Raw genomic sequence first — 24,622 nt, 5'->3', positions numbered from 1 at the left:
GAGCTTGCTCGCGATGGCGGACTGTCAGACAACATCTATGTTGAATGTGCAGGCCTCATCGCGAGCAAGCTCGCTCCCACAGGGGATCTTCGTTGGGGCGAAGAGTCCTTACAAAATCCGCACGCGCAACGAGCGGCCTTTGATTTTACCTTCGCTCAAACGCTGCACGGCCTGTTTGGCGATTCCGCGCTCTACCGCGACGTAGGCCTGGAAGTCGAAGATCGCGATTTTGCCGACCTGGGCACCCGGGATGCCGGCATCACCGGTCAGTGCGCCGAGAATGTCGCCCGGGCGAACCTTGTCTTTACGGCCGGCACCGATGCACAGGGTGCTCATGGCCGGCAGCAGCGGGGCGCCGCCCTGGGAGATCAGGTTGTCCAGCTGGTCCCAGCTCAATGGCGATTTCTGCAGTTGCTCGATGGCCTGGGCACGATGGGCTTCGGACGGCGCGACCAGACTGATCGCAATGCCTTTCTCACCGGCACGACCGGTACGGCCGACGCGGTGAATGTGGATTTCCGAGTCACGGGCCAGTTCGACGTTGACCACCATGTCCAGCGCATCGATGTCCAGGCCGCGAGCGGCGACGTCGGTGGCGACCAGTACCGAGGTACTGCGGTTGGCGAACATCGCCAGCACCTGGTCACGATCACGCTGTTCCAGATCGCCATGCAGGCCGACGGCGGAAATGCCTTTGGCGGTGAGGTGATCAACGGTTTCCTGCACCTGCTGCTTGGTGAAGCAGAACGCTACAGTGGACTGTGGACGGAAATGCGCGAGGACTTTGACTACCGCGTCCATGCGCTCTTCTGGCGAGATCTCGTAGAAACGCTGCTCGATTTGCGTGTCGTCGTGGAACGCCTCGGCCTTCACTTGTTGCGGGTTGCGCATGAATTTTGACGCAAGCTGCTTGATGCCCACCGGGTAGGTGGCGGAGAACAGCAGGGTCTGGCGACGCTCCGGGGACTGGGCGATGATTTCTTCGATGGAATCGTAGAAACCCATGTCGAGCATGCGGTCGGCTTCGTCGAGGATCAGCGTGTTCAGGCCGTGGAGCACCAGCGAACCCTTGCGCAGGTGCTGCTGGATGCGCCCCGGGGTGCCGACGATGATGTGCGCGCCGTGCTCCAGCGAACCGATCTGCGGGCCGAACGACACGCCGCCGCACAGGGTCAGGACCTTGATGTTGTCTTCGGCACGGGCCAGTCGACGGATTTCCTTGGCGACCTGGTCGGCCAGCTCACGGGTCGGGCAGATGACCAGCGCCTGGCAACCGAAGAAGCGCGGATTGATCGGGTTCAGCAGGCCGATACCGAAGGCCGCGGTTTTGCCGCTGCCGGTCTTGGCCTGAGCGATCAGGTCCATCCCCTTGAGGATCACCGGCAAGCTTTGCGCCTGGATCGGCGTCATCTGGGCATAACCGAGGGAGTCGAGGTTAGCCAGCATGGCGGCGGACAGCGGCAAAGTATTAAAAGCGGTGGCGATGGTGGTCACGGGACTGGCCTGCAAAACAAAATGTCGCGCAGTGTACCAGCCCTATGGCCATTCGCCCTAAGGCTCGATGTGCTCTTCCGGACGACGAACACGCCGGCCGTCCTTTGGCGACAGCTGCAAAAAGATCGCCGCAGCCAGCATTGCCATGATGCCGACGGTCAGAAAAGTCAGCTGAAAGGCCCCCAGAACGCTGTTTACGCCGTCGTTGCTCACTTCAGCGGTAAAGCCACCGAGCAGGGCACCGGCGCAGGCCACGCCCAGGCTCAGGGACAATTGCGCGACCACCGACAGCAGGCTGTTGCCGCTGCTGGCGCTGGCGTCGTCGAGGTCGATCAGGGTCACGGCGTTCATTGCGGTGAACTGCAAGGAGTTGATCGCGCCCAGGATGGCGAGCTGAAGCAACAGCAACCCATAAGGCGTCTGCTCGCTGACCAGGCCCATGCTTGCCAGCATCAGGCCGAGCGCCAGGGTGTTGCCGGTGAGCACGATGCGATAGCCCAGACGTTCGATCAGTGGTCGGGCGATGGATTTGGCGAGCATCGCCGCTGCCGCCAGAGGCAACATGCTCATCCCGGCCTGTGACGGCGAATAACCCAAGGCGATCTGCAGTAGCAACGGCACCAGAAACGGCAGGGCGCCGCTGCCCAGGCGAGCGAACAAGTTGCCGAGGATGCCCACCGCAAAGGTCCGGGTCTTGAACAGCGAGGGCGCAAACAGCGGATTGTCGATATGTCCGGCCCGCAGCCAATACGCCGCGAGGCAGGCCATGCCGGCGAACAGCAGCAACATCACCCGCAAGTGTGGCAGGTGCAGTTCGCCGAGGCCTTCCATGGCGATGGTGATCAGCGCCATTGCCGCGCCGAATAGCAGAAAGCCGAGGCTGTCGAAGCGCGTGCGTTCGCTGCCGCGCAGATCGGGGATGAAGCGCCAGACGGCGTAGCAGCCAATCAGGCCGACCGGCAGATTGATCAGGAAAATCCAGTGCCAGGTCAGGTACTGAACCATCCAGCCGCCCATGGTCGGGCCAAGCAGCGGGCCAAGCAGGCCCGGAATGGTGATGAAACCCATGATCCGCACCAGTTCAGAGCGTGGGTAGGCCCGCAGCACCACCAGCCTGCCCACCGGCAACATCAGCGCGCCACCCAGCCCCTGCACGACCCGGGCGCCGATCAGCATGCTCAGGGACTGGGATAACGCGCAGAGCAGCGAGCCGACGCTGAACAGAAAAATCGCACTGAAGAAAATCTTTTTGGTGCCAAAGCGGTCGGCGATCCAGCCCGAAGCGGGAATCAACAGGGCCACGGTGAGCATGTAGGCGATGATTACGCCTTGCATGCGCAGCGGGTCTTCCGCCAGGTCCCGGGCCATGGCGGGTAACGCCGTGTTGAGGATTGTCCCGTCGAGGGACTGCATGAAAAACGCGATGGCCACCACCCACGGTACCCAGCGGGCTGTTGTAGCGTCGAGGGGCGCGCGATTCGGCATGAGTACCTTTTGTTAGGAAGCTATGTGTTGGCGATTATGCGCCAACGGCGGGGCGTTTTCCCATTGGCGGTTTGTCTATTTCTGATAGCCCGACATCCTTGCCGACCAGGTAGTCGATCAACACCCGGTGCACCGCATTCGCTGCCTCGCGTGATTCCAGGTCCAGCAAGTGGCCGGTGTGCTCGGCGGTGGCAAAGCTGCTGTGGCGCACGTATTGCCCGAACAACTGTGCTTCCGGGGCGGGGGTGTATTCATCTAGCAGACCGTTGAGAAAGAGCACCGGGGTTTCGATCTGGCGCAGTGCCGGCAGGTAATTGCCGTCCCCCAGGCCCAGCACCTGATGGATATGAAAACGGGCCTGGCGGTACTCGGTGGTGGCCATGTTGGAGAGGTGACGGTGGTTATTGTGCTTGAGACGGGGTGACAGGTACTTGCCCACCGTTTCGTTGAGCAAGTGGCCGATGGCGGATTTGTCGTCACGCTCGATCAGTACCCGCACGCGTTCGACGTACTCGAGCATCGCCTGATTGAGGTTGGGGGCCAGGGCCATGACCACCGAGCTTTCGATGGAGGGCGGATTGTGGGCCAGGGTCAGCAGGGTCGAAATCCCGCCCCAGGACGCCGACACCAGGTGATTAACCTCAAAGCGCTCCACCAGCGCCCTGAGCATCTGCACTTCGTCGTCTTTGGTTACCAGGTCGAGTTCGCCGTTGTGCTCGCGCGAATAACCGGAAAACGGCAAGTCGAACATCAGGACATTGAAATGCTCCGCCAGGCACTTGCTGGTGCGGGCGAACGAGCGGGTCGTCGAGAGCGCTCCGTTGACCAGCAGCACGGTTTTTCGCTCGGGGTTGTCGCCCATCTGTTCAACGTGAACGTTGTAGTCCTTGTACAGCTTATGAATGACGAAACTTCCATGGTTCATGTCAACACTCCGGCAAACCCTTTCCCAGGGCCAAAGGTCATGCATCACTTGTACGCAAGTGGGCCGCAAACGAACCCCACAAGGGGTTACAGAGTCAGGGTCAAGCGCTTGACCAAGGCCCCCGGCAACAGATTGGACGAGGTGTCCCGCTGGCTATAAGTACTGGCCGACAGCAGCAACTCGCGCTCGGCGGTCAATGCTTCCAGCTGAGAACCGAGCAACTGATAAACGCTGTCGTCGAATCGCATGGTGCTGACCGGTGCCTGGATTTCGCCGTTCTCCACCCAGAAGGTGGCGAAGCGGGTCATGCCGGTCAGGCGCGCGGCGGGCAGGTCCGAGTAGTTCAGGTACCAGAGGTTGCTGATGTACAGGCCGGTTCCCAACTGCTTGAGGATCTCTTCCTGCGCCAGCGAACCCGCCGCCATGTTCAACGCACTTGGTGATTCACTGCCACCGGCACCGTTGGCGGTGAGGCCGTATTCGGCAGCGCTGCGCGAGTTGACCAGTCGCGCATCGGCCTTGCCGGCGTTGATCAACGTCAGGTCGCTGCGTGGATAACCTTCAGCGGAAAACGCCGGGCTTAACGATCCCGTTACTTTTTCATCAAGGGACAGCAGCGGGCTGAAATGACTATCGCCACCGTACAGCCGCTGCAGCGGGCTGTTCTTGCTGGCGATCGAGCGGGCCGAGAAACCGCCCCAGCAGAGCATGCCGATGATTTCTTCAAGGGCGGCCGGGGCGAGGTAAGCGCGGTATTGTCCCGGCGCCAGGGTGCGCAGCGGTCGGCCCAAAAACTCAAGCTGCTCGCGAGCCTGCTGGAAGCGCTTGGCGAAACCCTCGCTGCTCCAGTCATGCCCTGCGTAGCTGGCCTTCACCGCCTGGCCGTTGGCGTGGAACAGACTGAAGTCGAAGTTGAAGCTGTTGGCCTGATGCCAGCCAAAGGCTCCGGCGGAACTGGCGAAGCCACGGCTGATGGGACCGGCCGCATAGAAGCCGACCAGATCGAGCCCGTCAGCGGCGCGGCTGATGGCTTCCACGACCTGAGCGGTATCCGGCAGCGGGTGATCCTGCACACTTTTGCTCTGCCAGCCGGTGTAGTTGAGCAGCAGATATGGATCCTGCGGCAACAACGGCAGGGTTTCGCGCAGTTGTTGCAAACCGTCGGCAAGGCGCTGACGGTCGACTTGCGGATCACCGGCGAGGGTGATGCCGAGGTTCCCGTGGCGACCGTCGTTAATCAGCTTGAAGCTCAGGCTGGCCTGCTGCACATGCCCGGCCTGACGCACCTTGGCATGGTTGAAACGAATGAACTCCGAGGACTCGGCGTCGTAGCTGAGGGTGAACTGCTCCGGCTCGCGCAGGTTGTTGCGCAACCAACCGACCAGCGCCTGGAATTGTTGCGCCTGACTCATGGCAGTACTCATCAGGCATCTCCTCCAAACACATCAACGTTGCTGAATACGCAGGCCGGTGAGGCATGGCCGACCCGGATCACCTGATTCGGTTCGCCTTTACCGCAGTTCGGCGTGCCGAGGACCTTGAAGGTGCTGGCGTCACCGACGGCGCTGAGATTGCGCCAGAACTGCGCGGAAATGGCGCGGTAGTTGGGGTTCTTCACCACGCCCTTGAGTTCGCCGTTTTCGATCAACTGGCCCCATTCGCAACCGAACTGGAATTTGTTGCGGGCATCGTCGATCGACCAGGAGCGGTTGGTCGACATCAGCACGCCGTGCTCGATACCGCCGATCAGTTGCTCAAGTGACTGATCGCCCGGCTCGATGTTCAGGTTGGCCATGCGGTCGATCGGTGGACGGTTCCAGCCGCAGGCGCGACTGTTGGCGACGCCGTCGAGGCCGGAACGGTATTGCGACAGTGCGCCACCCAATGGACGTAACAGCAACCCTTCGCGGATCAGAAATTGTTTGCTGGCCGCGGTGCCGTCGTCGTCATGGCCGTAGCTGGCGAGCTGTTCGGGAATGTCCGGGTCGAAGGTTACGTTCAGCAGCTTCGAGCCGTATTGCAGGCTGCCGAAGTCGCTGGCGTTGACGAAACTGGTGCCGGCGTAGTTGCGTTCGTCGCCGAGAATCCGGTCCAGTTCCAGCGGGTGGCCGATGGATTCGTGGATTTGCAGCATCATCTGGTCCGGCATCAGCAGCAGGTCGCGCGGGCCTTGCGGGGTGTTCGGCGCCAGCAGCAGTTGCAGGGCCTGGTCAGCGACTTTGGGTCCGGCGCCTATCAGCCCGCAGCGACCGATCACATCGGCGCCGCCTTGCTGGCCGAAGTTCTCGCGGCCCAGGCTGCGAGTCTGGCTGTCGCTGCCGTCGTAGGCGGTGACTTCCAGGCTCGGGTAGACGAAACGCTGCGCCTGGCGCAGTTCGGCACCGGCGCTGTTGAGGTAGATCTGCTCGACGTTGGTGATGCCAATGCTCACTTCCCAGCTCACCAGTCGCTCGTCCTTTGGCACGGCGGCGGATTCGTCGCCAAGCAATTGATAGCAGTCGCTCAGAGAGGGGAAAGGCTGTTCCAGATTCGGTGAAAAATAATCGGCGCGTTCGCTGGACACTGGCTGTTGACGCAGGTCGAGCAGGGCGTGGACGGCGATCAACCGGGCTTGCTGTTCGGCCCGTTCGAGGGCCGCTTGCAGGCCGGTTTGGGACAGGTCGTTGGTCGCGGCGTAGGCTTCGACGCCATTGACCCGCGCGGTCAGCATCGCGCCTTCGTCGCGGCCAAGGTAGGGAGGCTCCGCAACGTTCTTGCGCACCGACAGGTACTGGCCCGACTCACGCACATAGCGCAGCGAAAAAAACTCGGCGTTCGTGCGCAATGCAGCAAAGCGTTGCTTGAGCTGGGGGTGGAAATCGAACATTCGGAGAACCTCCTTGTGAATACGCGGTGGCCTTGAGGGCCTCTTCGCAGGCAAGCCCGCTCCCACAGGGGTTGGTGGTGCTCTTGCAGGCTTGCCCGCGAAGCTTTTGCTTTTGCTTAGACCGGGCAACCCTTGGCCCGCAGAATCGCATCGAAACGATCCGGGTCCAGGGTGCCGGCTTCAATCGCTGCCAGCGTGGCTTTTTCGCGGGCCAGCAGATCGTGGCAGCGAATCAGCAATTCCGGCAACTCAGCGCGTGCCGCAGCGACCACGCCGTCACCGTCGCCGATCATCAAATCGCCCGGTGCGACGAGCATCCCTGCGCAGGAAATCGGCACGTTGATTTCGCCGCCACCGTCGGTGCTCGGGCCGCGATGCACGCCGCCGATGGCGTAGGCCGGCAGTTCACCGGTCTGCCATTCGTCGAGGTCGCGCAGGGCACCGTTGATCACCACGCCGACGATCCCGGCCTTGAGGGCCATGGCGCGCATGATGCCGCCGAACACGGCACGGGTCAGGTCGGCGCTGCCGTCGATCACCAGCACGTCGCCGGGACGGGCCATCTGCATGGCTTTGAGAATCATCAGGTTGTCGCCAGGACGCACGCGCACGGTCAGCGCGCTGCCGAGCATCGGGGCGTTGCCGTGGAAGGCTTTGAGACCCAGACCGCCGACGTTGCGACCCAGGCAATCGCTGACAGCGGCTGCGGGGATCTTGCTGAATTCCTTCAGCCATTTGGGATCGAGGGGTTCAACGTTTGGATTGATCAGGTAGCCGGTGGGCCATTTGCTCGAAGAAACGACATCAAACATGAGAAAGCCTCGTGGCCAGTCTAGTGGCAGCTTGTCGATTGGGGCGGGGTGAAACGTTTGCGCGGCAATAGATTAGGCCTGCGCAGGGGGTGGGATCAAGGGTGAAGCGGGGTGGGGTGGGTTAACGGGGGTGTGAGACCGGGAGTGATGTGGTGTTTGATAGAAAGTATTCGCGGGCAAGTCGGATCGCCGCACCGCCGCTCCCACAGTGTCCGGGTTGGATCACAGATTTGTGATCGAACCATTATCCTGTGGGAGCGGCGGTGCGGCGATCCGACTTGCCCGCGAAGGGGGCGACGCGGTGTCTTGGTTACTGCGCGGTGCGGCTCACTTCGCGCAGCGGCTTGCCACGTACCGGGGCGTCGCCTGCGACGTAGTACTTGGCCTTGCTGCGTGGAAGTGGCTGGCGGCCACGGATCTTGTCGGCGATTTTCTCGGCGATCATGATCGTCGGCGCGTTCAGGTTGCCGGTGGTGATCAGCGGCATGATCGAAGCATCGATCACACGCAGACTCTGCAGGCCATGCACGCGACCCTGGCCATCGACCACGGCCATTTCGTCGGTGCCCATCTTGCACGAGCAGGACGGGTGGAATGCGGTTTCGGCGTGCTCGCGGATAAAATTATCCAGTTGCTCGTCGGTCTGCACCTCGATGCCCGGGCTGATTTCACGACCGCGCAAAGCGTCCAGTGCCGGCTGCTGCATGATTTCCCGGGTCAGGCGGATGCCGTCACGGAACTCCTGCCAGTCCTGCTCGGTGGCCATGTAGTTGAAGAGGATGCTCGGGTACTCGCGCGGGTCCTTGGACTTCACTTGAATACGGCCGCGGCTCGGCGAACGCATGGAGCCCATGTGCGCCTGGAAACCGTGCTCTTTTACACCGTTACTGCCGTTGTAGTTAATCGCCACCGGCAGGAAGTGGTACTGAATGTTCGGCCATTCGAAATCTGGACGGGTGCGGATGAAGCCACCGGCCTCGAACTGGTTGCTGGCGCCGATACCGGTGCCCTTGAACAGCCACTCGGCACCGATGGCCGGCTGGTTGTGCAGCAGCAGCGACGGGTACAGCGAGACCGGCTGGGTGCAAGCGTACTGCAGGTAAAGCTCCAGGTGGTCTTGCAGGTTCTGGCCAACGCCTGGCAGATCGTGAACCACCGGGATCTCGAGGCTCTTCAGCAATTTGGCCGGGCCGACACCGGAGCGTTGCAGGATCTGTGGCGAGGCGATGGCGCCGCTGCACAGCAAGACTTCCTTGCGGGCCTTGGCCTGAATGCGCGTGTCGCTGTCGCCGACCATGTAAGCCACGCCGGTCGCACGCTTGCCTTCAAAGAGGATCTTGTCGGTCAGGGCGTGGGTGACGATGGTCAGGGTCGAACGCTGCTTGGCGATGTCCAGGTAACCGCGAGCGGTACTGGAACGACGGCCGTTAGGCGTCACGGTGCGGTCCATCGGACCGAAACCTTCCTGCTGGTAGCCGTTCAGGTCGCAGGTTCGCGGGTAGCCGGCCTGTACGCCTGCTTCAACCATCGCCTGGAACAGCGGGTTGTTGCCGGCTTTTGGCGTGGTCACGCTGACCGGGCCTTCGCCACCGTGGTAGTCGTTCGGGCCAATGTCACGGGTTTCCGCTTTGCGGAAATACGGCAGGCAATCGAGGTAAGACCAGTCTTCGAGGCCAGGGTTTTTCGCCCAACCGTCGTAGTCCATCGCGTTGCCGCGGATGTAGCACATACCGTTGATCAACGAGGAACCGCCGAGGCCTTTGCCGCGACCGCATTCCATCCGGCGACCGTTCATGTGGGGTTCTGGATCGGTCTCGTAGGCCCAGTTGTAGCGACGGCCTTGCAGCGGGAACGCCAAAGCGGCGGGCATTTGCGTGCGGAAATCCAGGCGGTAGTCCGGGCCGCCTGCTTCGAGCAGCAGCACGGTGACGCCTTCGTCTTCAGTCAGACGGGTCGCCAGGGTGTTACCGGCAGAGCCCGCACCGATGATGATGTAGTCGAATTCTTGGGACATTGAATGCACCCTCTTTGTGTTGGATCAGGTGGGGCCATTGCGAGTGCTGCGCACTCGATCGCGAGCAAGCTCGCTCCCACAGGGTATTGCAGTGCCCTTGTGGGAGCGGGCTTGCCCGCGAAGACGGCCTCGCAGGCGAAGCAAATACCGCCTTAGAAAACCGAGGCGTAATCGCCCAGCTCGACCTGTACCGATTTGATGCGTGTGAAGTTGTTCAGCGAGCTGAGGCCGTTTTCGCGACCCACGCCCGATTGCTTGTAGCCGCCGACCGGCATCTTGGCGTCGGACTCGCCCCAGGCGTTGATCCAGCAGATACCGGCTTCCAGTTGATGAATCACGCGGTGAGCGCGGTTCAGGTCCTTGGTCACCACACCGGCAGCCAGGCCGAACTCGGTGTCGTTGGCGCGACGGATCACTTCTTCTTCGGTTTCGTAGGTGAGGATGCTCATCACCGGGCCAAAGATTTCTTCACGAACGATGGTCATGTCGTCGGTGCAATCGGTGAACACGGTCGGTGCCACGAATGCGCCTTGGGCGAAGCGTTCTTCGGTCAGACGTTCGCCGCCGCACAACACGCGGGCGCCTTCTTCCTTACCTTTGGCGATGTAGCCGAGCACGCTTTCCATGTGGGCGAAGCTGACCAGCGGGCCGAAGTTGGTGTTTTCGTCTTCCGGGTTGCCGACGCGGATGCGCGCAACACGCTCAACGATCTTGGCTTCGAAAGCGGCTTTCAGGTGGCTCGGAACGAACACGCGAGTGCCGTTGGTGCAGACCTGACCGGAGCTGTAGAAGTTGGCCATCATGGCGGTGTCGGCGGCGCGATCCAGGTCAGCGTCGTCGAAGATGATCAGCGGGGATTTGCCGCCCAGTTCCATGGTCACGTCTTTGAGCGAAGAGCCCGAAGCGCTGGCCATGACCTTCTTGCCGGTGTCGGTGCCGCCGGTGAAGGAAACTTTTTCGATGCGCGGGTGCTCGGTCAGCCAGGTGCCGACTTCACGGCCGCTGCCGGTCAGCACGTTGAACACGCCATCCGGCAGGCCGGCTTCGGTGTAGATCTCGGCCAGTTTCAGGGTGGTCAGGGAAGTGACTTCGCTTGGTTTGAAAATCATCGCGTTACCGGCCGCCAGGGCTGGAGCGGATTTCCACAGAGCTATCTGGATCGGGTAGTTCCACGCGCCGATACCGGCCACGATGCCCAGCGGCTCGCGACGGGTGTAAACGAAAGAAGTGCTGCGCAGCGGGATCTGCTCGCCTTCGATGGCCGGGACCAGACCTGCGTAGTACTCCAGCACGTCAGCGCCGGTGACGATGTCGACGTAACGGGTTTCGGAGTAGGCCTTGCCGGTGTCCAGGGTTTCCAGATAGGCCAGTTCATCGTTGCGTTCGCGCAGGATGTCCACGGCACGGCGCAGGATCCGCGAACGCTCCATGGCAGTCATCGCGGCCCAGACTTTCTGGCCTTTTTCGGCGGCGACAACCGCGCGCTCGACGTCATCGAAAGTCGCACGTTGCACTTGTGCGAGGACTTCACCGGTAGCCGGGTTGATGGCGTCGAAGGTGGCGTCGCCGCTGGCGTCAGAGTAGCCGCCGTCAATGTAGAGCTTTTGCAGTTCGAAACGGGCCATAGTGTCCTCGCAAGTGCATTGTGGTTGGCGTTGACCACTGGGCGTGCCGTAAAGCCTGGGCAACGCTGGTCAGTGGCAGTTCAGGGGCCGAGCGGTTCTGTGTGCTCTAGCGCTCCTGCTTGGCCAGTTGGAAATCCATGTATTCGTAAGCGATCTGTTGCGCCTGCCCGGTGTCGAAAGCATCTCCCGACAGCGCGCCGCGCAACCACAAACCGTCGATCAGCGCTGCCAGGCCGCGTGCTGCGCTGCGTGCATCGTCAAGCGACAGCACTCGGCGGAACTGGCAGCACAGGTTGGAATACAGACGGTGATCGTTGATCCGCTGCAACCTGTGCAAAGACGGGTGATGCATGCTGGTGGCCCAGAAGGCCAGCCAGGTTTTCATTGCCGGGCCATTGACCTGGCTGGCGTCGAAGTTGCCTTCGATAATCACCTGAAGATGAGCCCGCGGGCAGTCATCTCCTATCGCCTGGCGGCGCACGGTGACGTTCTCGCTGAGGACGCTCATCAGATACCGCATCGTGGCGGCGATCAGGCCGTTCTTGTCCTGAAAGTAGTGACTGATGATGCCATTCGAGACACCGGCCAAACGGGCGATCAGCGCAATGCTGGCGTCCCCCATGCCGACCTGATCGACTGCCAGCAAGGTGGCTTCGATCAATTGCTGGCGGCGGATGGGTTGCATACCGACCTTGGGCATCTTGCACATCTCCTTAGGCCTGCCAGTAGTCGATAAGCGGCTACTGGCGTGAAGGCCAGTCTATTTTGTTTTGATTGAACGTTCAATCAACAAAGAATAAGATCTGCGACAATTCGTCGCTGCCTACAGGTTTTTCCTACGTGTAGTTGGCGGAAAAACGGCATCCGAAAAAGCTCGAAACCCAAGCAGAGCATGGCGTAAACCGCCGAGGAAGAACGTGTCGAGCGCTTGCGGCCATGTGCCCAAGCATTCTTTTCGCGCCAAGCCCTCGTCGTTTTCAGCGCGGTCTCTGCCGGTTCGGGCTTTTTTCGGGGTGTCTTTATATCACCCACTGATCGGCTGCCAACTAATCGATTGGTCGGGTAACGCGCTGCCTTGTGTCTTTCTCCCGCACTGCCTGGAGCATCTGTGCAATGAGTTCTGCCTCTCTTATAAAGACCCCACCGGAAAAGGTGACGGTCAACGGTTGGGTGTTCTACACCTCCACCGCGCTGATCCTTCTGCTGACTGTCATCCTCATCGCCGCGCCGCAAGAAGCCGGGAGAATGCTCGGGGTCGCCCAGGCCTGGTTGTCGCGCAGCTTCGGCTGGTACTACATGGTGGTGATCGCCGCCTACCTGGTGTTTGTGGTCGGCCTGGCGTTCTCGTCCTATGGCAAGCTCAAGCTGGGCAGCAAGGACGATACGCCGGATTTCAGCTATGGCGCCTGGGCCGGGATGTTGTTCTCGTCCGGCATCGGCATTTCGTTGCTGTACTTCGGTGCGTCCGAGCCGCTGGATCACTACTTCAACCCACCGGAAGGCGTGCCGGGCAGCAACCTCGCTGCGCGTCAGGCGTTGCAGTTGACGTTCTTGCACTGGGGCCTGCATGGCTGGGCGATCTACGCACTGGTCGGTCTGGCCGTGGCGTACTTTGCTTACCGTCATAACCAGCCGCTGGCGTTGCGTTCGGCGCTGTACCCGCTGATGGGCGAGCGCTGGGTGAAGGGCGCGGCCGGTCATGCGGTGGACGGTTTTGGCATGTTCGTGACCCTGCTGGGTCTGGTGACCAACCTCGGGATAGGTGCGATGCAGGTGTCGTCCGGACTGGAAAACCTGTTCGGCATGGAACACAGCAACACCAACCTGCTGATCGTGATCATCGTGATGAGCACCGTGGCGACCATCGCTGCCGTGTCCGGTGTGGAAAACGGCATCCGTCGCCTGTCCAACCTGAACATCGTGCTGTTCAGCGGTTTGTTGATTTTCGTGCTGCTGTTCGGCCCGACCCTGCACCTGCTCAACGGCTTCGTGCAAAACATCGGCGACTACTTGAACGGTGCGGTGCTGAAGACCTTCGACCTGTATGTGTATGAAGGCGACAGCGAAAAATCCGATCGCTGGTTGGGCCTGTGGACTCTGTTCTACTGGGCTTGGTGGATTTCCTGGGCGCCATTTGTAGGCATGTTCATCGCGCGTATTTCCCGTGGTCGTACGGTGCGTGAACTGGTGGCCGGCGTGCTGCTGATTCCACTGGGCTTCACCCTGGCCTGGCTGTCGATTTTCGGTAACTCGGCGATGGACCTGGTGATAAACCATGGCGCGGTGGAGCTGGGGAAAACAGCCCTGGAGCAACCGTCCATGGCGATCTATCAACTGCTTGAGCATTACCCGGCGTCGAAGCTGGTGATCGGTGTGTCGATCTTTGTCGGTTTCGTGCTGTTCCTGACCCCGGCGGATTCCGGCGCGGTGATGATGGCCAACCTGTCCTGCAAGGGCGGTAATGTCGACGAAGACGCGCCGCACTGGCTGCGGATCTTCTGGTCGGTGGTGATCACGCTGGTGACCATCGGTCTGTTGTTCGCCGGTAACTTCGAAGCCATGCAAACCATGGTGGTGTTGGCGGGGCTGCCGTTCTCGGTGGTGCTGGTGCTATTCATGTTCGGTTTGCACAAGGCCATGCGCCAGGACATGCAGATCGAGCAGGAAAAAGCGGAACTGGCCGCTCGCGGTCGTCGTGGTTTCAGCGAGCGTTTGACTCAGCTGGACCTGCAACCGAGCCAATCGATTGTTCAGCGCTTCATGGACAAGCAAGTCACCCCGGCGTTGGAAGATGCCGCTGCTCAACTGCGCGCTCAGGGTCTGAACGTGCAAACGTTGTTGGGCAAGTCCAAGCGTTGCATGGGTGTGCGACTTGAGATGGAAGAGGGCAACCCTTTTGTCTACGAAGTGAGCCTGGACGGTTATCTTGCTACGCCGACCGAATCGGCTCAGTCCGATGAGGCGCGTCAGCGTTACTACCGCGCCGAGGTGTATCTGCACAACGGCAGTCAGGACTATGACCTGATGGGCTTCACGCCAGAGCAGATCACCCGTGACGTGCTGGATCAGTTTGAAAGCCATCGGCAGCTTCTGGGCCGGGTGTATAGCTAAGACTTGATAGTGCGCGGTGTTTCTGTCTGAAGCACCGCGCTGTCTTCTTCGCGAGCAAGCTCGCTCCCACAGGTGACCGAGTTCTGCCAGAGGCATGCGGTCGAATGTGGGAGCGAGCTTGCTCGCGAAGGGGCCATCAGCGCCGAAGCTGCGTTGCCCGATATCCCGATATCCCTATAAACAAAAACGCCGCGATCTCTCGCGGCGTTTTTGTGTCTGCTGCCTTACCCCAGATTCTTCCCTAGCAAGGCGTGGTAGAGCTCGCTGTCGCCGAGTATTCCGACCACCTTTTGATTGTCATGCAGAACCAGCTTGTTGCCGGTCTGGTAGCGGATCTGCAGCGCGTCGCGCATGCCGATGTTGGAGTCCACCAGGGTTGGCCGGCGGCCCAGACCTTCAACAGCCTGGCCAGGCGCCCAGTTCTGCAGATCAAGGCTGGCGCCGTTCTGGCGTGCGCCCTTGATGGTGTTGCCTTCGGCCAGATCGAGCCAGGAGTCGCCACCCGGGTCCAGGCACACGGAGCCGTTGATGCGTTTGCAGTTGTCCAGCGTGCGCATCAGGCTGCGACCGCACAGGACATTCAGCGGATTGGTATGAGCAACGAAGGTCCGTACATAGTCATCGGCCGGGTTCAGCACGATCTCTTCCGGCACGCTGTACTGGATGATCCGGCCGTCTTTCATGATTGCGATGCGGCTGCCCAGCTTCAGTGCTTCATCGAGGTCGTGACTCACGAACACGATGGTTTTACTCAGCTTGTTTTGCAGCTCCAGCAATTCATCTTGCAGGCCTTGGCGGATCAGCGGATCGAGGGCCGAGAAGGGTTCGTCCATCAGCAGGATGTCGGCGTCCATCGCCAGGGCGCGGGCCAGGCCCACACGTTGCTGCATACCGCCGGAAAGCTCATCGGGCTTCTTGTTGCGCCATTGGGTCAGGCCCACCAGCTCGAGCTTCTCATCGACCAGTTTGCGCCGTTCCTTTTCCGGACGGCCCTGCATTTCCAGGCCGAAGCTGATGTTCTCGCGCACGGTCAGCCAAGGCATCAGGGCGAACTTCTGGAACACCATGGCGATGCGCTTGGTGCGCATCATCTTGAGTTCCGCCGGGGTGCAGGAGGCGATGTCGATTTGTCGGCCTTCATGCTCGACGAACAACTGCCCGCGGCTGACCGTGTTCAAGCCGTTGATGCAGCGCAACAGGCTGGATTTGCCTGAGCCGGAGAGGCCCATCAGTACGCAGATTTCGCCTTTCTCGATGTCCAGGCTGGCATTTTCAACGCCAACGATCTGCCCGGTCTGTTTCAGGATCTGGTCACGCGTCATGCCCTGGTCCAGCAGTCTGAGGGCCTCACGCGGATCTTTGGAGAAGACAACGTCTACCTTGTCGAAGCGGATTATGCTCATGCGTCACCCCCTACTTTAGCGTCGGGTTGTTTGCAAATACGGTCGAGCATGATCGCCAGCAATACGATCGCCAGGCCAGCTTCGAAGCCCAGGGCGATATCAGCAGTGTTCAGTGCGTTGACCACGGGTTTACCCAAGCCATCAGCACCCACCAGTGCCGCAATCACCACCATCGACAGTGAAAGCATGATGCACTGGGTGATGCCGGCAGCGATGCTCGGCATGGCGTGGGGCAGTTCGATACGCGAGAGCAACTGTTGGCGCGAGCAGCCAAAGGCCTTGCCAGCGTCCATCAACTCTTGCGGTACATCGCGGATACCCAGGTAGGTCAGACGGATGGGCGCGGCAATCGCGAACACCACCGTTGAAATCAGACCGGGTACCACACCCAGACCAAAGAGGGTCAGGGTAGGAATGAGGTAAACGAAGGTCGGTACGGTCTGCATCAGATCGAGTACCGGACGCATTACAGTATAGAACATCGGCTTGTGCGCCGCGACGATGCCCAACGGCACGCCGATGAGTACGCAGACCAGTGTCGCGAACAGCACCTGGGCCAGGGTTTCCATGGTTTCCTGCCAGTAACCCAGGTTCAGGATCAACAGGAAGGACAGGGCGACAAAGACTGTGAGGCCCCATTTGCGTTGAATGAAATGAGCCAGTAGCGCAATCAGGCCGATCAATGCCAGCGGATTGAACCAGGTCAGCGCAAACGTCACGCCGTGGATCATCGTTTCCAGTGACACCGCGATCGCATCGAAGGTGCTGGCGCCGTTTTGCGTCAACCATTCAACGAAGGCAGAGATGTACTGGCCAAGGGGGATTTTGTGATCAGTCAGCATGGTAATGAACGTCCCGCATGCAAGGAAAAAAACAGCCCGGGCGAGCGAACCCGCCCGGCATCAACGATTACTGCGCGAGTTTGGCTTTAACGGCCTCCAGGCCTGGTTTACCGTCAATGGTGGTCACGCCAGCGAGCCAGGTATCGAGCACCTGTGGATTCTTTTTCAGCCAGGCCTTGGCGGCCGCGTCAGGCTTCATTTTGTCGTCCAGGACGTTGCCCATCAGAGTGCTTTCCATGTCGAGGGTGAACGCCAGGTTTTTCAGCAACTGTCCAACGTTGCTGCATTCCTGGGCGTAACCCTTGCGGGTGTTGGTGTAGATGGTCGCCTGACCGAAGTTCGGGCCGAAGAAATCGTCGCCGCCAGTCAGGTATTTCATCTTGAAACGAGTGTTCATCGGATGCGGTTCCCAGCCCAGGAAGACCACCGCGGTGTTGCGGCGCTGAGCGCGATCGACCTGCGAGAGCATGCCCGCTTCGCTGGATTCGACGACCTTGAAACCGGCGTCTTTGAGGCCGAAGGCGTTCTTGTCGATCATACTCTGGATCAGGCGGTTACCGTCGTTACCCGGTTCGATGCCGTAGATCTTGCCGTCGAGTTCCTTCTTGAACTTGGCAATGTCGGCGAAATCTTTCAGACCCTTGTTATACAACTCTTCAGGCACGGCCAGGGTGTATTTTGCGTTTTCCAGGTTGGCGCGCACGGTGTCCACGGTGCCGGCATCGCGGTAGGCCTTGATGTCGTTCTCCATGGTTGGCATCCAGTTGCCGAGGAATATGTCCATGTTCTTGCCGTCGGCCAGGGACTTGTAGGTCACCGGTACGGAAATCATCGTGGTCTTGGTTTTGTAACCCAAGGCGTCAAGGACCACGCTGGTGGTCGCGGTGGTGACCGTGATGTCGGTCCAGCCGACATCGGAGAAGTTTACGGTGCTGCATTGAGCCGGTTCTGCGGCTTGAGCCAGAACAGGCAGACTCAGCATGGCGGCCAACAACAACGACTGGGAACCTTTCATGGGGTGGACTCCTTGGTGTTTTTTTTGGCGGTGTTCCGACTGGACGACCGCGCTTAATGTGTTGCGGTTGGATGGCGTTTTGGGAACAGCTCTACCACGGCGCCTTGCAATCGAGTCGACACTGATCATGTAACAGCAAAAATCAAACGCCTACAGGGTGCGTCGTATCCAGTACAGGGAGGGTCGCATCCAGTGTCGGTGACGTCGTTTACAGATTTTTTCAGCCCGGCAACCGCACTTTTTGTCCATCTGCACCGCAAAAAACGGCCGAAACCTGCTCTCGGTCGATTGCGACGTTAGTGGGCATGAGTGAGTCGGTGTGAGACGTCGTGCCTGACTGCAAAAGCCTGATGATGCGGCGATCCCGGCGGATTGCGGTTTGAGCGTAGCAGCTCCGTCACCGGGCGCCTTGGCGCCTGGAGTGTGCTTATCAGGAGGTTCGCGGTAATGGCTATCAGTGTGTTTGACCTGTTCAAGATTGGTATCGGGCCCTCGAGCTCTCATACCGTCGGACCGATGCGCGCCGCTGCGCTTTTCGTTCAGGTTTTGCGTGAACGCAATCTGTTGGAACAAGTGCGTCGAGTCGAAGTTCAGCTTTATGGTTCGCTCTCGGCTACCGGCATCGGTCACGGCAGCGACAACGCGGTGATCATGGGGCTGATGAATGAGTGGCCGGACGCCATTGATCCATCGCAGATCGGCGTGCGTATCGACACCCTGCGCGAAACCAACACACTGTTGCTCGACGGTCATTTGCCGATCCCGTTCCTCTGGGCGCGGGACATGCGCCTGATCGATGAAAACCTGCCGTTCCATCCCAACGCCATGACCCTGGTCGCCGAAGGCGATAACGGCGAGCTGCATCGCGATACCTATTACTCGATCGGCGGCGGCTTTGTCGTCGACGAAGCGCAAGCCAGCAGTGGCGTGGCGGATATGGATCGCACCGTGCTGCCGTACGATTTTTCCAGCGCCGTCGAACTGCTCAGCCTCTGCCAGAAGCACAACCTGCGCGTCGCTGAACTGATGATGGCTAACGAGAAGGTCTGGCGCCCGGAAGAAGAAATTCGCAGTGGTTTGATGAAACTCTGGCGAGCGATGCAGGACTGCGTCGAGCAAGGGCTCAAGCACGAAGGCATCCTGCCTGGCGGTCTGAATGTACGGCGCCGCGCGGCCAAGCTGCATCGCAGCCTGCAAGAGCTAAACAAACCCAACGTGATCGGCTCGACCCTGAGCGCCATGGAGTGGGTCAACCTGTTTGCCCTGGCGGTCAACGAAGAAAACGCCGCCGGCGGGCGCATGGTGACGGCACCCACCAACGGTGCCGCGGGGATCATCCCGGCGGTGCTGCACTACTTCATGAAGTTCAGCGAAGTGGTGACCGAGGCCAATGTCGTCGACTATTTCCTGAGTGCGGCGGCGGTGGGGATTCTGTGTAAAAAGAACGCTTCGATTTCCGGTGCCGAAGTCGGCTGCCAGGGCGAGGTCGGTTCGGCGTGCGCGATGGCTGCGGCCGGGCTGGCGGAAATTCTCGGCGCGACGCCGGAGCAACTGTGCAACGCGGCGGAAATCGGCCTGGAACATAACCTTGGCCTGACCTGCGATCCGGTCGGTGGCCTGGTGCAAGTGCCGTGTATCGAGCGCAATGCGATTGCCGCAGTGAAAGCCATCAACGCAGCGCAGATGGCCTTGCGCGGGGATGGTCAGCACTTTATCTCCCTGGACCGGGTGATTCGCACCATGCGTGATACCGGCGCCGACATGCACGACAAATATAAAGAAACCTCGCGCGGTGGGTTGGCGGTGAGTGCGGTGGAGTGTTGAGGCAGTTCAGGCAGTGATACCGAGGAGCTCCCAATCGCGAGCAAGCTCGCTCCCACATAAGATTCGCGGTGTATGAAGAATTTGCGAACGACGCGATTTAGTGTGGGAGCGAGCTTGCTCGCGAAGGGGCCAGACCAGTCAAAACTGCGCGGTAAGTGAACACTGATTCAAATAGACGCCACCTTTTGGCGCGTCGCTTACAGATAAGAGAAACACCCTCAGGTCAGGGCTCGAGTTCGACCCTGACCGCCGGTCGCCCGTGCTTCTGGTGACACTCTTTTACGACGGTTCTCAACGTCGTTCCCACAAGTGCTACCGATTTGCTCACGCGCAACGGGCTAGAGCACTTGCCTGCCTTGTTGGCACACATAACCCCCACTTGGCGCGCGGCTTATATAGATGCATCGCGACGTCGTTTTCAGGAGTTATTGAATGCTCATTCAACTTTAGGCATGGCAATTGCTCTGTCATAACAAAGCCCGTCTCCACCACGAGAACGATGGCCATAACAAGAGCCTCCGCCTGAGGCCATCACCCGCTTTGTGTGAGGAGATACCGCGATGACGTCGTTCAACTCCGGGGCTCAACCCCAGAACCGTGCGCCTCAATCCATCGGCTTTTTGCTGCTGGACAATTTCACGCTTATTTCTCTGGCCTCCGCAGTAGAACCCCTGCGTATGGCCAACCAATTGTCCGGTCGCGAGCTGTATCGCTGGACGACCCTCACCGCCGACGGCGGCCAGGTCTGGGCCAGCGATGGACTGCAGATCACTCCTGACGCCTCGATGCACAAAGCGCCCGTGATGGACACCGTCATCGTCTGCGGCGGTGTCGGCATTCAACGCACTGTAACCCGTGAGCACGTGTCATGGCTGCAAAGCCAGGCGCGTCAGTCCCGGCGCCTCGGTGCGGTCTGCACCGGCAGTTGGGCTCTGGCCTGCGCCGGTCTGCTGGACGGCTTCGATTGCAGCGTGCACTGGGAATGTCTGGCGTCGATGCAGGAAGCTTTCCCGCGTGTCGCCATGAGCACTCGTTTGTTCACCCTCGATCGCAACCGTTTCACCAGCTCTGGCGGCACCGCGCCGCTGGACATGATGCTGCACCTGATCAGCCGCGATCACGGTCGTGAACTGTCGGCAGCGATCTCCGAAATGTTCGTCTACGAGCGCATTCGTAACGAACAGGATCACCAGCGCGTGCCGCTCAAGCACATGCTCGGCACCAACCAGCCGAAGTTGCAGGAAATCGTCGCGCTGATGGAAGCCAACCTGGAAGAGCCGATCGATCTCGACGAACTGGCTGTGTATGTCACCGTATCGCGGCGTCAGCTGGAGCGTCTGTTCCAGAAATACCTGCACTGTTCGCCATCGCGCTACTACCTGAAACTGCGCTTGATCCGCGCCCGGCAGTTGCTCAAGCAAACGCCGATGTCGATCATCGAAGTGGCGTCGGTGTGTGGTTTCGTCTCCACACCACACTTCTCCAAGTGCTACCGCGAATACTTCGGTATTCCGCCACGCGATGAGCGCGTCGGTTCCAACACTGCGCAACAGGTGGCGATGATGCCGATTCCGCAGGCGCTGGTACTGGCCCCGTTGTCCGGACCGCTGTCGGCGTTGAGCCAGGCGAGGAATGAGTCGACGTTTGCGAGCGTAAGACTTTAAACCGAGTCGCCTTCATTCGCGGGCAAGTCGGATCGCCGCACCGCCGCTCCCACATGGACGATGGTGAATCTGTGGGAGCGGGCTTGCCCGCGAAGGCGATCTATCAGGCGCTACGGCTCTGCTTGTACTGAGCGAGGGCAGGCAACAACTGCTTGTCGATGGCCTGACGCACTGCCGGCAGAATCGTCGCGCTGCTGGTGTACATTTGCTCGACCATCCCTTTGAGTGCCTTGGCCCGCGCGTCGCTCAAACCACGCACTGCACACTCGCAGGCTTGCTCGGCGGTCGAGCCGCTGGATACTTCAAAACCCAGGGCCCTCAACTGGCCCAGCAGGTCATCCTGGTCAATCAAATCTGCGTGCATCATGACTCTAATCCTTATTCAGGGGCGCGTGGTCGTGGCTCGATTCTGGTAGGCACTCAGGAAGACGGCAAGGGCGATTTGTCGCAGTGGCCGCAATACCTATGAACAGGTCGTTTTCGGCTAACTCGCAGGAGAGATGACTGGGCACACTGAGCCTCAGCTGACGTGTCGAACGGTTTGGTCACCCTCCGCGCAAAGCTCCTCTGAAACAAACCTCTGCCTCGATCTTGTCACGGCTTGATCGGGGCTTTTTTTTGTCTGGGGATTGGGGGTAGTCAGGTCGCTGTGTGTTGCGTGGGAGAATGCTTTCGCGGGCAAGCCCGCTCCCACTGTCCTTGTGGGAGCGGGCTTGCCCGCGAAGAAGGCGACGCGGTTTAGCGCTGCAACACCAATATCCGCGACAACAGTTCATCACGGTCGATGTAGCAGCCCTGGAAGTGCCGGGCGCCGGTGGCGGGGTCGAAGGCGTTGCGGGCGTGGAGGGTGCGGCGGTTGTCGAAGCACCACATTTCGCCGGGGTTGAGTCGGGTCATCAGGCGAAAGCGTGCTTCTCGGGTCATGGCGATAAAGCGTCGATAAGCGTGATACAGCTTGGGCATCTGCTCGGCCGACGCATCGAACGGCCCGCGCAGGAAGTTGGCCATGCGTATCTCGGTGACCTGGCCGAGGGCATCGAGGGCGATGATCGGCGCCAGGCAGCGATAGTCGCTATGACGGTCCTTGTTGCGAAATTCCACGGGGATATCGCACAGGCTGCGAAAGGCTTGCGGATCTTCCTGGCGCAAGGCTTCGGCGATGGCGAAACCATCGACAAAAATACTCTCGCCACCGTCCGCTTCATTAACCAGACAATGCAAAAATTGCAGCCCCGGTTGCAGCTCGCGGGTCGGCAGGTCGCTGTGCAACGGCAGGTTGAACGCGGTATAGGCGTTGCTGTCGGCGTCAGCCTTGGATTGCACGTTGAACAGCACGCCGAAGTTGCTCTCGCGGATGAAGGAGATCCGCTTGGCGATCTGCGTCAACGAGCCTGGCTCGGTGGGTACGCCGCGCACTTGCGTGAGGCCGATATCACGTAGCGCCAACAGCCATTGCAGCAGCGCCTTGTTATCGTCCATCACGGCTTGATACTCAAACACTGGCAGCTTCAGATCACGGGTCCACAGCTGGCTTTTCGGTTTGCCGGCGCGACGTTCTGCACGGGATTCATCGTCATAAGCGTGAGTCCGCAACCAGCCGGGATCGAAGCGGCTGCTATGGCCGTCCTGCCAATCGATGCGCAGGCAGCCGTCGTCATCGATGCGGGTCGCGGAGGGCGCCAGGTCTTCGGCGACGTCGACGATTTCCAGTACCTGTTCGCGGGTCACGCTGTAGACGCAGCCCGGGCACGGGCAGTTGTCCCGCAACCATTGGTGGTGAAACGGGCTCAGTCGGCCATCGGCCCACTGCACCTGAATACGGTCCGCCAGGGCTTGCACGGCGGTCAGGGCACTGATCAGCGGATAACTGCGGAAGTCGGCGAAAGCGGCGGCGGTGTTCAAGGCGATCTCCTTGTCGTTGATGGGTTATTTTTCCGCTGGCAGGCCAATCACACGGCCGATGAAGGTTGGTTTTGGCAGGTCCGATTGCTGAGCGGTGATGGCCAGCAGTTTGTCCAGCACCGGCTCGCTGAACGGCGCGGAACGCGGGCCGGCGAGGTCGACGTGAAGCAGCATTTGCTCATTGCCCGCGAGTTCCTTTTCTCCGCCGACCAGATGCAGGCTGTGATAGAGGTGCAGGCGTTTGCGGTCGTGACCGATGATTTGGGTGTGCACTTCCACTTCGGCACCGAGTTTCACTTCGTGCAGGTAGTTGAGGTGCAGCTCGAGGGTGAACAGCGAGTTGCCGCTGGCTTCGCGGTTGTTGCTGTCCATGCCCAGTTGATCCATCAACGCGTCGGTGGCGTAGCTGAAGATCAACAGGTAGAAGGCATCGCGCAGATGGCCGTTGTAGTCGACCCAGTCGGGGATGATGGTGGTTTTGTAGGTGGTTAGTGTGGGCATGGTTTAGGTTCCGACGTTGGTAGTGACTGGACGGCCGCTTTCGCGAGCAAGCTCGCTCCCACAGGGATCTGTTGTGTGACACAAATAGCAATCACACCCCAAGTCAACTGTGGGAGCGAGCTTGCTCGCGAAGGGGCCAGACCTGCTGGCCCGTAAGCCTGGGGGGTTATTCGCTAAACGCCATCCCATGTTTCTCTTTGGTGGTTTTCACCGCTTCAAGCACCGCCAGCAGGCAGTCATCACGATAGCGTTCCAGGGCCGGGATGCTGTGTTTACCGAGTTGATCGCTGGTGCCATCGACCACATCGTCGATCAGTTTGTCGGTCAGTTCCGGTGCTGGCAGGTAGGTCCACGGTAGTTGCAATGCAGGGCCGAACTGGGCCATGAAGTGCCGCATACCGGCGTCGCCACCGGCCAGAGTGTAGGTCAGGAAAGTGCCCATGAATGACCAGCGCAGACCGGCACCAAAACGAATCGCGTCGTCGATTTCGCCAGTGGTTGCCACACCGTCGTTGACCAGGTGCAGCGCCTCACGCCACAGCGCTTCGAGCAGACGGTCGGCGATAAAACCGGGGACTTCCTTGCGCACATGCAGCGGGCGCATGCCAAGGGATTCGTAGACTTTCATCGCTGCTTGCACGGCTTCGGGCGCGGTGTTTTTACCGCCGACCACTTCGACCAATGGCAACAAATAAACCGGGTTGAACGGGTGACCGACCACGCAGCGTTCCGGGTGGGTCGAGCCCTCATAGAACTCGCTTGGCAGCAGACCTGAAGTGCTGGAGCCAATCAGTGCATTGGGCTTGGCCGCGGCGCTGATTTTGCTGTGCAGTTCGAGTTTCAGTTCCAGGCGTTCCGGGGCGCTTTCCTGGATGAAGTCGGCGTCTTTTACGCACTCTTCAATGGTCGCGACAAAGCGCAGACGATCTTGCGAGGCGCCGGGCGCCAAACCTTGTTTTTCCAGTGCGCCCCAGGCGTTGGCAACGCGTTTGCGCAAGGCCGCTTCGGCGCCGGGCGCCGGGTCCCAGGCCACTACGTCCAAGCCGTGGGCGAGGGCGCGGGACACCCAACCGCTGCCGATGACACCGCTGCCCAGCGCGGCGAAGGTTTTGATTTCGGTGATAAAGCTCATGGTGATG

Annotated in this window: 19 protein-coding genes; 3 read left to right on the top strand and 16 right to left on the bottom strand. The window is 60.4% G+C overall.

The genetic code is table 11. From position 1 onward, the window contains the following. Positions 1–108: 108 nt before the first annotated feature. The 9 genes from dbpA to betI all read right to left on the bottom strand — a co-directional run bounded on the left by dbpA (position 109) and on the right by betI (position 11,921). Positions 109–1,446, bottom strand: coding sequence for an ATP-dependent RNA helicase DbpA (dbpA, locus tag AC3I0A_RS25205; RefSeq protein WP_489378596.1), 1,338 nt, complete (start codon positions 1,444–1,446; stop codon positions 109–111). Between the two features lie 105 nt (positions 1,447–1,551). Then, positions 1,552–2,979: a multidrug transporter subunit MdtD gene (gene mdtD, locus AC3I0A_RS25200; protein ID WP_489375224.1), complete on the bottom strand. Its 1,428-nt coding sequence runs from the start codon at positions 2,977–2,979 to the stop codon at positions 1,552–1,554. 34 nt (positions 2,980–3,013) lie between these two features. Continuing rightward, entirely contained in the window at positions 3,014–3,904 is an 891-nt protein-coding gene (locus AC3I0A_RS25195) for an alpha/beta fold hydrolase (RefSeq protein WP_489375223.1), read from the bottom strand. Between the two features lie 86 nt (positions 3,905–3,990). Continuing rightward, the gene (locus AC3I0A_RS25190) at positions 3,991–5,328 is read right to left on the bottom strand and encodes a TldD/PmbA family protein (protein WP_489375222.1); all 1,338 of its coding nucleotides are present in this window, start codon (positions 5,326–5,328) and stop codon (positions 3,991–3,993) included. After that, positions 5,328–6,770 (bottom strand): TldD/PmbA family protein, encoded by a 1,443-nt coding sequence (locus AC3I0A_RS25185; protein ID WP_489375221.1) that lies wholly within the window; start codon positions 6,768–6,770, stop codon positions 5,328–5,330. The genes AC3I0A_RS25190 and AC3I0A_RS25185 overlap by 1 nt, the downstream gene beginning before the upstream one ends. A 116-nt stretch (positions 6,771–6,886) precedes the next feature. After that, positions 6,887–7,582, bottom strand: a complete 696-nt coding sequence (locus tag AC3I0A_RS25180) for an RraA family protein (protein WP_489375220.1) — start codon at positions 7,580–7,582, stop codon at positions 6,887–6,889. 310 nt (positions 7,583–7,892) lie between these two features. After that, on the bottom strand, positions 7,893–9,596 hold the full coding sequence (gene betA, locus AC3I0A_RS25175) for a choline dehydrogenase (protein WP_489375219.1): 1,704 nt from the start codon (positions 9,594–9,596) through the stop codon (positions 7,893–7,895). A 152-nt stretch (positions 9,597–9,748) separates the two neighbouring features. Further along, positions 9,749–11,221: a betaine-aldehyde dehydrogenase gene (betB, locus tag AC3I0A_RS25170; RefSeq protein WP_489375218.1), complete on the bottom strand. Its 1,473-nt coding sequence runs from the start codon at positions 11,219–11,221 to the stop codon at positions 9,749–9,751. A 106-nt stretch (positions 11,222–11,327) separates the two neighbouring features. Beyond that, on the bottom strand, positions 11,328–11,921 hold the full coding sequence (betI, locus tag AC3I0A_RS25165) for a transcriptional regulator BetI (RefSeq protein WP_489375217.1): 594 nt from the start codon (positions 11,919–11,921) through the stop codon (positions 11,328–11,330). Between the two features lie 470 nt (positions 11,922–12,391). Between betI and AC3I0A_RS25160 the strand changes: the two genes are divergently transcribed. Next, positions 12,392–14,332 (top strand): BCCT family transporter, encoded by a 1,941-nt coding sequence (locus AC3I0A_RS25160; RefSeq protein WP_489378594.1) that lies wholly within the window; start codon positions 12,392–12,394, stop codon positions 14,330–14,332. Between the two features lie 224 nt (positions 14,333–14,556). Here AC3I0A_RS25160 and choV read toward each other — a convergent pair whose 3' ends face one another. The 3 genes from choV to AC3I0A_RS25145 all read right to left on the bottom strand — a co-directional run bounded on the left by choV (position 14,557) and on the right by AC3I0A_RS25145 (position 17,592). Continuing rightward, positions 14,557–15,735, bottom strand: a complete 1,179-nt coding sequence (gene choV, locus AC3I0A_RS25155; RefSeq protein ID WP_489375216.1) for a choline ABC transporter ATP-binding protein — start codon at positions 15,733–15,735, stop codon at positions 14,557–14,559. Then, on the bottom strand, positions 15,732–16,577 hold the full coding sequence (gene choW, locus AC3I0A_RS25150; protein WP_489375215.1) for a choline ABC transporter permease subunit: 846 nt from the start codon (positions 16,575–16,577) through the stop codon (positions 15,732–15,734). Before choW ends, choV begins: the two co-directional genes overlap by 4 nt. Before the next feature lie 67 nt (positions 16,578–16,644). After that, complete coding sequence (locus AC3I0A_RS25145; RefSeq protein WP_489375214.1) at positions 16,645–17,592, bottom strand: choline ABC transporter substrate-binding protein; 948 nt, start codon at positions 17,590–17,592, stop codon at positions 16,645–16,647. 447 nt (positions 17,593–18,039) lie between these two features. On the opposite strand from AC3I0A_RS25145, the gene AC3I0A_RS25140 reads away from it, so the two are divergent. Both AC3I0A_RS25140 and gbdR read left to right on the top strand, forming a co-directional pair. Continuing rightward, positions 18,040–19,416 (top strand): L-serine ammonia-lyase, encoded by a 1,377-nt coding sequence (locus AC3I0A_RS25140; RefSeq protein WP_489375213.1) that lies wholly within the window; start codon positions 18,040–18,042, stop codon positions 19,414–19,416. Between the two features lie 560 nt (positions 19,417–19,976). Beyond that, a complete protein-coding gene (gene gbdR / locus AC3I0A_RS25135; RefSeq protein WP_419117515.1) occupies positions 19,977–21,080 on the top strand; it encodes a choline metabolism transcriptional regulator GbdR in 1,104 nt (367 codons plus the stop codon). Between the two features lie 103 nt (positions 21,081–21,183). On the opposite strand, the gene AC3I0A_RS25130 is transcribed toward gbdR, so the two are convergent. The 4 genes from AC3I0A_RS25130 to AC3I0A_RS25115 all read right to left on the bottom strand — a co-directional run bounded on the left by AC3I0A_RS25130 (position 21,184) and on the right by AC3I0A_RS25115 (position 24,615). After that, the gene (locus tag AC3I0A_RS25130) at positions 21,184–21,447 is read right to left on the bottom strand and encodes a hypothetical protein (RefSeq protein ID WP_489375212.1); all 264 of its coding nucleotides are present in this window, start codon (positions 21,445–21,447) and stop codon (positions 21,184–21,186) included. 371 nt (positions 21,448–21,818) lie between these two features. Then, positions 21,819–22,982: a gamma-butyrobetaine dioxygenase gene (locus AC3I0A_RS25125; protein WP_489375211.1), complete on the bottom strand. Its 1,164-nt coding sequence runs from the start codon at positions 22,980–22,982 to the stop codon at positions 21,819–21,821. Positions 22,983–23,006: 24 nt separating this feature from the next. Further along, entirely contained in the window at positions 23,007–23,483 is a 477-nt protein-coding gene (locus AC3I0A_RS25120; RefSeq protein WP_489375210.1) for a thioesterase family protein, read from the bottom strand. 166 nt (positions 23,484–23,649) lie between these two features. Further along, positions 23,650–24,615: an L-carnitine dehydrogenase gene (locus tag AC3I0A_RS25115; protein WP_489375209.1), complete on the bottom strand. Its 966-nt coding sequence runs from the start codon at positions 24,613–24,615 to the stop codon at positions 23,650–23,652. Between the last annotated feature and the right edge of the window lie 7 nt (positions 24,616–24,622).

This window comes from Pseudomonas sp. KH_024_B2, assembly GCF_057839965.1.
Note: the sequence above shows the minus strand (reverse complement) of the source record. Positions and strands in the feature narration are given on the sequence as shown.